This is a genomic window from uncultured Thiodictyon sp., from assembly GCF_903828115.1.
GTDB lineage: Bacteria > Pseudomonadota > Gammaproteobacteria > Chromatiales > Chromatiaceae > Thiodictyon.
The window spans coordinates 1-11,390 of the sequence record NZ_CAIKKU010000616.1; the positions used below are offsets into that span (position 1 = coordinate 1).

14 protein-coding genes are annotated in these 11,390 nt (G+C 66.7%); 2 read left to right on the plus strand and 12 right to left on the minus strand.

Translation table 11 applies throughout. The features are described from left to right. Positions 1–167: 167 nt before the first annotated feature. The 10 genes from QZY48_RS23265 to QZY48_RS23310 all read right to left on the minus strand — a co-directional run bounded on the left by QZY48_RS23265 (position 168) and on the right by QZY48_RS23310 (position 7,681). Positions 168–440 (minus strand): hypothetical protein, encoded by a 273-nt coding sequence (locus QZY48_RS23265; RefSeq protein WP_295435574.1) that lies wholly within the window; start codon positions 438–440, stop codon positions 168–170. 131 nt (positions 441–571) lie between these two features. Then, a complete protein-coding gene (locus tag QZY48_RS23270; RefSeq protein ID WP_295435576.1) occupies positions 572–1,183 on the minus strand; it encodes a transcriptional regulator in 612 nt (203 codons plus the stop codon). Positions 1,184–1,553: 370 nt separating this feature from the next. Beyond that, on the minus strand, positions 1,554–2,273 hold the full coding sequence (locus tag QZY48_RS23275; protein WP_295435578.1) for a hypothetical protein: 720 nt from the start codon (positions 2,271–2,273) through the stop codon (positions 1,554–1,556). 3 nt (positions 2,274–2,276) lie between these two features. Then, positions 2,277–2,759, minus strand: coding sequence for a hypothetical protein (locus QZY48_RS23280; protein ID WP_295435580.1), 483 nt, complete (start codon positions 2,757–2,759; stop codon positions 2,277–2,279). An 88-nt stretch (positions 2,760–2,847) separates the two neighbouring features. Continuing rightward, positions 2,848–3,336, minus strand: coding sequence for a hypothetical protein (locus QZY48_RS23285; RefSeq protein ID WP_295435581.1), 489 nt, complete (start codon positions 3,334–3,336; stop codon positions 2,848–2,850). Between the two features lie 133 nt (positions 3,337–3,469). After that, positions 3,470–3,940 (minus strand): hypothetical protein, encoded by a 471-nt coding sequence (locus QZY48_RS23290; RefSeq protein WP_295435582.1) that lies wholly within the window; start codon positions 3,938–3,940, stop codon positions 3,470–3,472. Between the two features lie 454 nt (positions 3,941–4,394). Beyond that, a complete protein-coding gene (locus tag QZY48_RS23295) occupies positions 4,395–4,541 on the minus strand; it encodes a hypothetical protein (protein ID WP_295435583.1) in 147 nt (48 codons plus the stop codon). Beyond that, positions 4,525–4,872: a type II toxin-antitoxin system Phd/YefM family antitoxin gene (locus QZY48_RS23300; protein ID WP_295435584.1), complete on the minus strand. Its 348-nt coding sequence runs from the start codon at positions 4,870–4,872 to the stop codon at positions 4,525–4,527. Before QZY48_RS23300 ends, QZY48_RS23295 begins: the two co-directional genes overlap by 17 nt. 32 nt (positions 4,873–4,904) lie before the next feature. Beyond that, the gene (locus tag QZY48_RS23305) at positions 4,905–7,382 is read right to left on the minus strand and encodes an SUMF1/EgtB/PvdO family nonheme iron enzyme (protein ID WP_295435586.1); all 2,478 of its coding nucleotides are present in this window, start codon (positions 7,380–7,382) and stop codon (positions 4,905–4,907) included. A 173-nt stretch (positions 7,383–7,555) separates the two neighbouring features. After that, positions 7,556–7,681 (minus strand): hypothetical protein, encoded by a 126-nt coding sequence (locus QZY48_RS23310; protein WP_295435588.1) that lies wholly within the window; start codon positions 7,679–7,681, stop codon positions 7,556–7,558. Between the two features lie 147 nt (positions 7,682–7,828). Between QZY48_RS23310 and QZY48_RS23315 the strand changes: the two genes are divergently transcribed. Then, positions 7,829–9,007: an aspartate aminotransferase family protein gene (locus tag QZY48_RS23315; protein ID WP_295435589.1), complete on the plus strand. Its 1,179-nt coding sequence runs from the start codon at positions 7,829–7,831 to the stop codon at positions 9,005–9,007. 38 nt (positions 9,008–9,045) lie between these two features. Beyond that, positions 9,046–9,993 (plus strand): ornithine carbamoyltransferase, encoded by a 948-nt coding sequence (argF, locus tag QZY48_RS23320; RefSeq protein ID WP_295435591.1) that lies wholly within the window; start codon positions 9,046–9,048, stop codon positions 9,991–9,993. Positions 9,994–10,011: 18 nt separating this feature from the next. Here the strand turns inward: argF and QZY48_RS23325 are convergent, their stop codons facing one another. Together QZY48_RS23325 and QZY48_RS23330 are read right to left on the minus strand one after the other, a co-directional pair. Continuing rightward, positions 10,012–10,197, minus strand: a complete 186-nt coding sequence (locus tag QZY48_RS23325; RefSeq protein ID WP_295435593.1) for a hypothetical protein — start codon at positions 10,195–10,197, stop codon at positions 10,012–10,014. Between the two features lie 159 nt (positions 10,198–10,356). Further along, positions 10,357–11,205 (minus strand): VCBS domain-containing protein, encoded by an 849-nt coding sequence (locus QZY48_RS23330; RefSeq protein WP_295435595.1) that lies wholly within the window; start codon positions 11,203–11,205, stop codon positions 10,357–10,359. Positions 11,206–11,390: the final 185 nt, after the last annotated feature.

Genomic DNA, 11,390 nt, shown 5'->3' on the forward strand with positions numbered 1-11,390 from the left:
ACGGGCGCGGGGCCGTAGGGTCCGCTGTGCGGACCATAGACCTCGCCGTTGGCTGATAGGCCGGGGTTATGATCAAGGCCGACCACGACCACGACCACGACCACGACCACGATTGCGTTTGCGTTTGCGTTTGACTCGTTACCAAGGGCAGCCAGTCACGCCTTATCTCATTCGCGATGGCGGGTATTGATAGTCGACCCGCGCAGGCTGCCGCCCACCACGACACTGCCGGGTCCGGGGGCGACTGCACCCGCGCCCTGGGCGACGACATTGGCGTTTCCGCGTATCCCGACTTGAGTGACTGCGGCTGGCTTGACCTGATTGAGCAGGTCGGCGAGTTGATCCGTCAGGATGGGATCAGACAGCAGGAGTCGTTTGACTGCAAGGCGCAGGGCCGCCTGGGCGTCCGCGTCGTCGGGGGTCAGGGCGAGTTCCTGCAAGGCGTACGAGTCCGCGCCGAGCCGACCGTGCAATTTGTCCCAGACGTGCCTTGCCTGAGCGCAACAGACCCGCAAACTCCTTCGCATCAGGCGGCTCGGGCTTCAGCGGCTTTCCGGGGCCACACAGGTTCTCAAACGCCGAGGGCATCTTGTCCTCCGATCAGCCAGATCTTGGGCTGCGACAGCACGCGCGTGACAAAGGCGTTATCGTCGCTCAACCGCGCAGCCAGGGCCGCGCGCGATAAGATCGTCGGGTTCACCGTTCGGCCCAGACGGGCGCTTGCGCTCTCCAGTGCCCCATAGGCGTCGGCGTAGCTCAGCGTGTCGCTGACCAACATCAGATCGATATCGCTCGTCGCGGTGTCCTGCCGCTTGGCCACCGACCCAAACACAAAGGCCGCATCGATCCGCGGCGCTAAGGGCTGTAAGGCCAGGCGCAGTGGCTCCGCCAGGCCGACCGTCTTCTGGGCGAGTCCGCACAGCTCTGCGAATACGGGAGAGTCCGGGTTGGCCTGGTAATGCTTGCGGTTGCCGACCGGACGGACGCTCAGCAGCCCGCCGTGGGCCAGGCGCGCCAACTCGCGTTGCACCGCGCCCGAGCCGCAGCCCGCCAAGCCGATCAGTTCCGTGGCGTAAAAACTCCGATCAGGCTGCCCGAACAAGAGCCCCAGCACCCGCTGCTGGGTGCCGGTGAACAGTGCGTCAGCAAGGCCCGCGCCGCGCGGCGCGGGTGGCGATTTCAAGGCGGCTGAAGGTTTTGTGCCCATATTGGGTATGAGCATACCCAAAACAGGTATGCACAGACAAGCCCCCGGCTGCGATTTGTCTGGAAAATGCTTACACAATAGGTCCCGGTCCGCTGTGCGGACCGAGCGCCATTGGACCTGGACGCACTGCTTGGCGGCGGATGACAGGACCGAGCCCTTGGCCTGCCGGCCCCGGCGCCCAGGCACGGGACCGAACGGCGCGACAGCGTCCGTATAGGCCTCGGTGATCGTCCTTGCGGCTCAGGCAGGCGGCCCGGGGTGGATCTGGGCACCCCGCACAAGACCGGCGGCGGGGCTGGCGGAGGGCCAGCCGCTAGCGGGCGAGCATCTCGCGCTCCCACCCGGTTTACTGGGCATCGCGCGAGAGAAACAGCACGGTCGTCGTACCCGCGTGACCGTTATCGACCTCGTATGCGGTTATCGCCGGCAGGCTCTCCGCCAATGCCAGGGCCAGCATGGGCAGGGCCTTATCCACCGAGACGGAGGTCTCCCCCGCGCCGCCCTCGTTGACACCACCCGCGAGTTCGACCCGACAGGTCTGCGCCCGGCAGTCGACGGCACGCACCAGGGCGGGGGGCAACTCCACGGAGTCCATCGCCTCCTGCAGTTTGACTGCCGTCGATTGCGCCCACGCGGCGTCACGCCGCTCGCGTTGAAACTTTGCGTCGGCTTCCCGCAACTGCTGCACGCGCTCGAGCTCGCTGTCGCGCCGCAGGGCCTCGGGGTCCCGCGCCTTGAGGTCCCTCTCGGCCTGGGCGGCCAGGGCCTGCTCGGCGTCCGGCTGGGAGTCACGGCGCAGGTTGGCGACCATGCCCCGCAGGCGCCTTACTTCCTGCCTCAGGGCGGCCACTTCCTGGATCAGGTACCCATCGGCCTGGCCCCCCGACGCCGGGGATGAACTGACGGGGGTCACTGCCTGAGTCGTCGCCTCTGCCTGTCGGGCGTTCTGGGGCGGCCCTGGGGGTGCCGGGGGCGGCACCCGCTGGCCCCAGAGGGCCAGGCCCAGCGCCATCGTCGCGATGGTCAGGGCCAGCCAGGCAGCGGATTGGCTCTTGATCGGCAACATCAATTATTCCTCTAATAATTCGATACCCGTGATAAAACCGTGGGCTGATCCGGGGATGGAGCAGGACAGGTAATAGTCGCTAGTAAAACTTGACTTGCCATCAACGATTTTGATTACTATAGAACCATTGCCAGAGCCGGACCATATTTGGGTCCCCAGAGCCAGTATTGATCCGGTCCTAGATTGGCTCACGAAAACGCACTGGGTATCCTGAAATGCGTCGTGTCGAATATAGACATAAACTGTTGCGCCCTTTGCATTCGTGGTATCCCGCGAGAGGGGGCAGACAACATTTGTAGAGGAGTTTTTTATGCTGTACACCCCCCAAGGCACATAATCGATGTAGCCCGCGTCGGCGGCCAATTGGTTCTTGCAGATGGTCCCCGACGTAAAGGTTAGGGCAGGGTCACCGGCAGCAGCCGCCGTTGACAGTAACAGCCACACCATGCCACCGATCAGCAAATTGGAAACTGCCTTGGCTTTCATTGCTTGAACTCCTGCTTGACGGACCCGTCGGTCTGATTAGTTTGGGAACACCCGGTCTGGCTGACTGAACGCCGTACGACCAAGGAAGTCACTGTTCCCATAGATCGACACCCATGATCTTACCGCGCTGCGACTGCGGGATTATGCAAACCATGACATAGCTGCTGTGAGGCCCGGACTTGCCATTAGCGTTAAGTAAGAGTTTGAACTCATGAAAGCCCGCGCCGGTCCAGGTCTGAGAGTAAAGCCCCAGTCGCGACGATGCATCCTTGCTATAGCTATAGAGGGTGCAGGCGGTCGTCGCACTTACGCTATGATAAACATCCACGTAACCCACGGCACCTTTTGAGGACATAGTATCCCGCGACAGGGGGCAAATAATACTCGTCGCGGCAGATTTGAGGCTGCGTACTCCCGCGGGTAAATAGTCGATGTAGCTTGCGTCGGGGGCATCGAGGTTCTTGCAGATGGCCCCCGACGTATTGGTATAGGGAACGGCAACAGCCCCGGTCGACAGTAACAGCCCCACCAGGCCACCGACACCGTTCAGCAAATTGGCAACTGCCTTGGCTTTCATCGCTTGCAACTCCGCTTGACGGACTCATCAGTCCGATTCGATTCGGGAACACCGCTCTGACCGACTGCGGTCGGTGCGGTCTGCGCACAGCACAGTCGTCACACTCACCTCGACCCAGTTGCGGCTGGCGTATTTACCATTCCTGTAGGTCGACATCCCAAATTCTGCCCACCTTCGATCCCGGGATGTTGCACACCACGGCATAGTCGCTGTAGGCATCGGACGCGGGAACCACGAGGGTGAACCCATGAAAGCCAGTGCCGGTCCAGGTTCGGGAGACTGAGCCCAGCAAAGTTCCGGTGTAGGAATAGCTATAAAGGGTGCAAGCGGTGGTCGCATTTGCGCTGTGCGTAACGTCCACGTAAGCCGTGGCGCCTTTAGTGGACTGGGTATCCCGCGATAGTGGGCAGATAACCGTGGTGGTGGCGGATTTAATGCTGGCTGTCGATAAATCGACATAGTCAATGTATTTCAAGTCGCCGGCGCTGTAGTTCTTACAGATGGTCCCCAACGTATTGGTATAGGGAGTGGCAATAGCCCCAGTCGACAGTAACAGCCCCGCCCCGCCACCGATCAGTAAATTGGAAACCGCCTTGGCTTTCATTGCTCGAACTCCAGTTGACGGACTCATGGGTCCGCTTGGTTTGGGGACGGCCAGCCTCGCTGACCGCGGGCCGTGCGGCTTGCGCGCGCGATGGAATCCGCGGCGCCATCATCATGCGGCACCCACGGTCAATCCACGGGACATCGGCCACTGCCTTCAAAACTAGTACAGATTGGGCATTTGTCAAGGGAACCTTGATCACAAATCCGGCTAAAACCAGAGCCGTCAAGGATCACCAGAACCGACCGTCGTAAAACGCCCCCTCCCGGCGGGAGGGGGCGGGAGGAACGCGAACCGCCGCGCGGACAGGATGGCCCAGTGGTAACGGGCAGTTCGCGTGCCCGGTGCGGCCGCCCGGTTGTGGGTTGGGGGGCCCCACCGCGGGACGGGGCATTCGCCCCGTTCCGAACCTTTGTTCCCTCTCTGTCCAGCGGGCCTGCTTCAGTCGGATCAGTCAGGCGTCGCTGAACGGATTCAACAACCGGATACCGCAATCCTCGAAATCGGGCGTATTACGGGTCGCCAAGGTCAGGTCATGAGCCCAGGCCGTGGCGGCAATCAGCAGTTCGCTGATGACATTGGTGTCAACCAGATAGGTCACGCCCGTCCTCCTCCAGCGTCTGGACCAGGGCGTTGGGCCTGGTCGCGCGCGGCGCCGGCACCAGTGCGTAATCCTCCTCGTCCATGATCTGACGCAGTTCGGCCAGTTCGTCTCCAAGGGTGCGCCGGTTTGCCTGTTCCGACCATTCCTTGAACGCCTGGTACTGCGCCGCATCGATTACCGCGGCCACCAGGCGCTTGCGGTTGTAGATCAGTTGGGGTTCGACGACCGCCCGGCGCACCAGATCGGAAAACTGTTGTTTCGCACTCGCGATGTTCCAAGGCATAGCGACCTCGCTGATCTTCTCTTCTTTGGGTTCATTTGCGTTCATTTGCGGACCAGTCCTCTTTCCAGCCCGCACCCTCAATCCCCCGTCACCACCCGAAAGCTGCTGCCGCCCATACGGTCCTCGGGCAGGCCGTCGAGCCGGAAGTCGGCGCGGGAGAAGCCCATGTTGACGCGCCAGGAGCCGCCGCGCAGGACGCGCGAGCGGTCGGGGTCGGCGGCGATGATCTTCGGTTTGTCGTAGCGGTTGCGGCACCATTCCCAGGTGTTGCCGGCCAAGTCGTAGACGCCTTGGGCGCTGCGCCCGGCCGGGTACATGCCGACCGCGGTGGCGCGTCCGACCGCGCCTTCATCGGTGTTGGCGTGGCCCTCGCGCCAGTCCCGGCCCCAGGGATAGATGAAGCCGGGGCGCGCGCCCTGGGCCGCCCATTGCCACTCCCACTCGTCGGGCAGCCGCACGCTGTAGCCCAGACGGGCGCTCAACCAGCGGCAGAAGGCGGTGGCCTCGAGCCAGTTCACCTGGGTGGCGGGATAGTTGCCGTGGCGGCGCGCGGGACCGCTGACCGGGGGGGTCTGGCGCAGGTCCGTCCACCACTTGGGCGAGGCGAAGCCGTCAGCAGCCTCCAGGAAGGCGACGAACTGGCACTGGGTGACCGGGTAGGCGGCAATCCGCAGGGGTGCGACCGCAAAGAGCCCGTGACCCTCGATCAGCACCTCGCCGGCCGGTATGGTGCACCAGCGGATGGCGGGGAGACCGTCCGCCACCCCGACCCCGGGGCGCGGATCGCCGATCTGGGCCAGGCGCAGGCCGATCTCCTCGCGCTGCACGGGCTCCACCCGGGAGCACAGGATCTCGCAGAGCAGCCACTCGGGCTCCGGGGTCAGGAAGGACGAGAGGTCCAGGTTGCGCTCCAGTTCGTCGAGCAGGCCGGTCTCGGCCAGCAGGGTGCGGGCCGACTCCAACACCTCGTGGCGCCACCGCAAGTCCGGCGGATAGCCGATGGCCGCCCAGGTGCGCGCCTCCACCTCCAACTGCTCGCGCGCGCGCAGGGCCTCGCGGCGGCGCTCGATCCAATGGCGCAGGGCTGGCCACTCCTGCAGCAGGGCCTCGTGGACGATCTCGACCGTGGCGCGCTCGCCCTGGCCGATCTTGATCAGGCGGGTGTCGGGCGCCGCCAGGGCCTGCGCCAGGGCCGCGGTCTGGGGTTGGGCGGCGAGCTTGACCCACGCCAGGCGCCGCCGGGCAGCGGTGCCGTCCGGCGCCACCGCGATGAGTTGGGAGAAGAGCCGGTTCAGGGTCGTGCGGGCCGCGGGCCCGCTGCGGTCCAGGGCGCGCTCCGCCCGGCGGGCGATCACCGCCTTGAGCCCGCCGTGGCGGTGTCCCGCGTAGAGGTCCAGGGTCATCACGGCCGCGGCCCCCCCCCGCTGTCTGGCCTGATCGTAGGTGTCTTTGAGCGCATCGGCCAGCAGTGCCAGCCCGCCCGCCTGGCCGCTCGCGTCGCGCAGGAGGTGCTCCACCAGTGCGGGTTCGATCTGCATCGGCGCGGCCAGTTCCAGTTCGGTCAGGGGCCCCAGGATCATCCGTTCCAGGCTGGGCCGCGACGGCGGCGCCAGGCAATAGAGTCCCCCGGCATTGAGGACCCGCGCCAGGTCCGGCAGGGCGCAGCAGCGGTGCAGCAGGTCGACCCGCAGGGTGCCCAGGAGGCGCAGCCGCGGCTCTTCCAGGGCCTCGATCAGGGTCTCCAGGAATTCCCCGGCCAGGTCCTCGTCGACCGCGGTGAACAGTTCCTCGAACTGGTCGATGACCAGGAGCCAGCAGGCGTCCGCCGGCCGTCCGGCCAGGACGCGCGCGAGCAGCCCGGCCAGGGCCGGGGCGCCGTAACCCTTGATGGCGGCGGCCTCGGTGGGCGCATCGAAGGGCGCTATCCCGGGCTCGCGCGCCAGCCCGTAGGTCAGGGCCAGGAAGGGATCGCCCCCGTGTCCGGCCGGGACCATGCTGCTGACCTGCCAGTGCGCGGCCGCGGGCAGGCGCGGCAGCTCGCCCGCCGCGAGTCGCCCCGCGACGCCCGCCTGGACCAGGGACGATTTGCCGCACCCGAGCACTCCGGCGACCAAGATCAGGCGCGCGCCCGCGGGGGCGCTCAGGCGGCGCAGCAGGTCCCGGGTCGCGGCCCGGCGACCGAAAAAGAGCGGGGCCTGTCGGCACTCCAGAGGGCGCAGCCCGGGATAGGGCTCCCCGGCCCAGGGCCTTGGCGGCGCGGCGTCCGTGAGCCCGGCGGCCAGTTCGGCGAGGGCCCGCGACCCCGCGGCGCCGTCTGCCCCCAACTCGCGCAGGTCTTCCAGCAGGCCGCGCATCCCGGGGCCGCTGGGTGCGGCCAGGGCCAATTCGATCAGGCGCTCCGCCGCGTCCGCCGGGGTCGGCGGCATCGGCTCGGGGTCCCGCGTGGTCAGGTCCCAGGTCAGGTCCGCGTACAGGGCGCCCCGGGTGTCCCGGCCGCCCCAGCGGGGCAGGCGGACGATCAGCTCGCGCAGGCGTTGGCGGTCGGCGGTGTGCATTGCGGCAAGTCCTTGGGAACCCGGAGCGGACGGGGAGGCCAGGGAGCGCCCCCCGGCCAGGGGATGCATCTTAGCCGCTTGCCCGCGTCCTTGTCCGCGCCCAGGTCGCGCTGGGGCGCGATCAGAGCTGATGTGTTGACGCCGATCCCGTACCCTACAGCGACCGGACCTTTTTACGGACCGGGCGTCGTTGTCGTTGTCGTTGTCGTTGTCGTAATCGAACAATCCGACCACGACAACGACAACGACAACGTACCCGGGATCTCGATTACCCCTTGATCCGGGCCCCGTGAACCCAAACACTTGTCTCCCTTAGGGGAGACGCGCTATCGTTGACGGCTTCACCTTTTCGGTCACGGCGGTTTCCCGCGTGGAGAAGCCGCCTTTTTGTTTTTTGGACGTGGCATGGCGCCCGTCCCGGAGCCAACACGGTGGGGCCTGCCCTGATGAGCGAACCCTTGATGACGACCTACAAGCGGCTGCCGGTCACCTTCGCGCGGGGCGAAGGGGTCTGGCTGTGGGACGATGCCGGCACGCGCTACCTGGACGCCCTGGCCGGGATCGCCGTGTGTGGCCTGGGCCACGCCCACCCGGCGGTGCGCGACGCCCTGTGCGAGCAGGCCGGGCTGCTGGTGCATACCTCCAACATCTACCGCATCGCCGAACAGGAGCGCCTGGGCGCCCTGCTGACCAGCCTCGCGGGCATGGACCGGGTGTTTTTCGGCAACTCGGGGGCCGAGGCCAACGAGGCGGCGATCAAACTGGCGCGGCTCTACGCCCATCAGCGCGGGGTCGAGCATCCGGCCATCCTGGTGATGGAGAACAGCTTCCACGGCCGCACCCTGGCGACCCTGACGGCCACCGGCAACCGCCGCGTCCAGGCCGGCTTCGAGCCCCTGGTGCAGGGCTTCGTGCGCGTCCCCTACGACGACATCGGGGCGGTGGAGACCGCCGCCGCCAATCGCAAGAATATCGTCGCCATCCTGGTGGAGCCGATCCAGGGCGAGGGCGGCATCAACATCCCCAGGGACGACTACCTGCCGGCCCTGCGGCGCATCTGCGACCGCGAGGGGTGGCTGCTGATCCTGGACGAGATCCAGACCGGGATCGGCCGCACCGGGCGCTGGTTCGCCTTCCAGCATACCGCGATCGTGCCGGATGTGATCACGCTCGCCAAGGCGCTCGGCAACGGCGTGCCGATCGGCGCCTGCGTGGCGCGCGGGGCGGCCGCGGAGGTCTTCGGCCCCGGCACCCATGGTTCCACCTTCGGCGGCAATCCGCTCGCCTGTCGGGCGGCGCGGGCGGTGCTGGAGACCATCGCCGCACAAGGCCTGGTCGAACATGCGGCGACCCAGGGGGCGGCCCTGCGCGACGCCTTCCAGGCGTCCCTGGCCCGGGTCCCGGGGGTCGTGGCGGTGCGCGGTCGGGGCCTGATGCTCGGCATCGAGCTGGACCGCCCCTGTGCCGAGCTGGTGATGTCGGCCCTGAGCGCGGGGCTGCTGATCAATGTCACCGCCGAGCGGGTGATCCGGCTCCTGCCCCCGCTGATCATCGAGCCGGACCAGGCGACCCACTTAGTCGAGGTCTTGAGCACCCTGATCCGCCGTTTCCTCACCGCCCCTTGAGCGCGCGCTCGATCACATCCCGGAGCTATGGACCCCCGATGCAAGCTACCTGTCGGCACCTACTGTCACTCAACGATCTGACCGCCGACGAGGCCCGCGCCCTGCTGGCACGCGGTACCGAATTGAAGGCGATGCACCGCCGCGGGGAGGACTACCGCCCCCTGCGACACCGCACGCTCGCGATGATCTTCGAGAAGTCGTCCACCCGCACCCGGGTCTCCTTCGAGGCCGGGATGACCCAACTGGGCGGTCATGCACTGTTCCTGTCGGCGCGCGACACCCAGCTCGGGCGCGGTGAACCGGTCGAGGACGCCGCCCGGGTCCTCTCGCGCATGGTCGACGCGGTGATGATCCGCACCTTCGAGCAGACGACGGTGGAGCGCTTCGCGGCCTACTCCCAGGTCCCGGTCATCAACGGCCTGACCAATCGCCTGCACCCCTGCCAGGTGCTGGCCGATCTCCAGACCTATTGCGAGCACCGCGGTGACATCCGCGGGCGCCGGGTGGCCTGGATCGGCGACGGCAACAATATGTGCCAGACCTACCTGGAGGCGGCGCGGCTCTTCGATTTCGAGCTGCGCGTCGGCTGCCCCGCCGGGTTCGAGCCGGCTGCCGACCTGCTGGCCGCGGCCGGCGAGCGCTGCACCGTCCTGCACGACCCCCTGGCGGCGGCGGCGGGGGCCGACCTGATCGCCACCGACGTGTGGGCGAGCATGCACCAGGAGGGCGAGCACGCCGCGCGCGCGGCCCTGTTCGCGCCCTACCAGGTCAGCGAGGCACTGATGGCGTGCGCCGCCCCCGACGCCCTCTTCATGCACTGCCTGCCTGCCCACCGGGGGGAGGAGGTGGCCGCCGCGGTCATCGACGGCCCCCAGTCGGTGGTGTGGGACGAAGCGGAGAATCGGCTGCATGTGCAGAAGGCGCTGCTGGAGTTCCTGCTGGTTAAGCGGAGTTCTGATCCCGATAGCAGTCGAGGACCGGCTTGAGGTCGGGTAGAGACAGGATCAGTAACGAGTCAACAGCAAGGTAGACACGATCGTTGTCGTTGTCGTTGTCGTAATCGGAGAAGCGATACACCTTGGGGTGCGAGAGAAAGCCTTGATCGTCGTTTCGGCCGCGAGGGCACAGGAGGTCGAGGCTTTAGCCGGTCGACTTCGCGTCGCAGCGGCCCTGGTCCGGCTAACGGTCATGGCACCCGCGCCACCCCGGAACATGAAAGTCCTCTGGACCGCTAGCTTGATGGCCAGCGTGCGGGGCGGCGTAGTCAGGGCTTCCAGCCCTGACTGTTCCAGCCCCGACACCGTCAGGCCAGGATGGTCTGACTACGCACTTTCACGGTAAACCTAACCTCAAGGCACGGTATCCGCCTCGAACACCGGCGGCATCCGCTGCGTGAGGTCCGCGAAGCCGCTGCGGATACCGATCGCCGTGGTACCCATGGCGCGACACGCGAAACCGAGCGGGCGTCGGGCTCCATCGACATAAAGGTTGAAAGGGATCTGGATACTGTGGCCGGTACCCGGGTCTTTGAAGGTTTCGACGAAATGATACTGAGCCGCCGCCACCAGCGCGCCATCCGGCCCTGACAATTCCCCCCCGCGGAGCCTGCGCAGATCGGCCCGCACCTCGGTCAACTCGACGTCATGGGTCAGTCCCCGGCCGATCCAATCGAATGACTGCACCCCGCCTTGCGCCGCGTCGTAGCGGCGGGTCATGGTGAACATCGGCAGGGCGCTGGGCGACATGTCGATCAGGCAGGACCGGCAGGGAGCGGTGATCTGGCGCTCACCTGAGTCTGAGCTGACCGTGATGGTAGCGACCGCATCGGCCACGCGGATCGTGACGCTCGCCGGGACGCCACCATAGTTGGCCAGCCCCTGGGCCGCCTGTGCCGTCTCGTCGGCGTCATAGGTCCAGCGGCCCTCGACCCGATAGGACCCGTCTGCCGCCACGATGACACTCGTCAGGGTCCGCCCGCCGTCGGCCCGGCGCACCGACTCGAAGCTCTCGGTGCGCGAAAAACGGCCACCGTCGACCAGGATCAGGCCCGCGTCCTCGAGGCGGTCGCCATCGCTGAACCTAAACAGCCGCGAGCGCTCGATTCCCGGGGCGGGCGGCGGGACCCCGGTCCAGGTGGGAGGCGGATCAACCGATGCGCCGGCCATCCGGTCCGGCGGTGCGCAGCCGAGCTTTGTCATGACGAATCTCGCTGGGATCAGAGTTGCGCTTACTTGCAGTTGATCCAGGGCGAAAACAACTGTGGGAGCGGCTTTACCGTGAAAGTGCGTAGTCAGGCCATCCTGGCCTGACGGTGTCGGGGCTGGAACAGTCAGGGCTGGAAGCCCTGACTACGCCGCCCCGCACGCTGGCCATCGAGCTAGCG

What these genes read in the sequence shown, in the direction of transcription:
- QZY48_RS23275 (WP_295435578.1), bottom strand. Translation starts at nt 2,273, where the DNA reads ATGTTGCCGATCAAGAGCCAATCCGCTGCCTGGCTGGCCCTGACCATC.
- QZY48_RS23280 (WP_295435580.1), bottom strand. Translation starts at nt 2,759, where the DNA reads ATGAAAGCCAAGGCAGTTTCCAATTTGCTGATCGGTGGCATGGTGTGG.
- QZY48_RS23285 (WP_295435581.1), bottom strand. Translation starts at nt 3,336, where the DNA reads ATGAAAGCCAAGGCAGTTGCCAATTTGCTGAACGGTGTCGGTGGCCTG.
- QZY48_RS23290 (WP_295435582.1), bottom strand. Translation starts at nt 3,940, where the DNA reads ATGAAAGCCAAGGCGGTTTCCAATTTACTGATCGGTGGCGGGGCGGGG.
- QZY48_RS23300 (WP_295435584.1), bottom strand. Translation starts at nt 4,872, where the DNA reads ATGAACGCAAATGAACCCAAAGAAGAGAAGATCAGCGAGGTCGCTATG.
- QZY48_RS23305 (WP_295435586.1), bottom strand. Translation starts at nt 7,382, where the DNA reads ATGCACACCGCCGACCGCCAACGCCTGCGCGAGCTGATCGTCCGCCTG.
- QZY48_RS23315 (WP_295435589.1), top strand. Translation starts at nt 7,829, where the DNA reads ATGAGCGAACCCTTGATGACGACCTACAAGCGGCTGCCGGTCACCTTC.
- argF (WP_295435591.1), top strand. Translation starts at nt 9,046, where the DNA reads ATGCAAGCTACCTGTCGGCACCTACTGTCACTCAACGATCTGACCGCC.
- QZY48_RS23325 (WP_295435593.1), bottom strand. Translation starts at nt 10,197, where the DNA reads ATGACCGTTAGCCGGACCAGGGCCGCTGCGACGCGAAGTCGACCGGCT.
- QZY48_RS23330 (WP_295435595.1), bottom strand. Translation starts at nt 11,205, where the DNA reads ATGACAAAGCTCGGCTGCGCACCGCCGGACCGGATGGCCGGCGCATCG.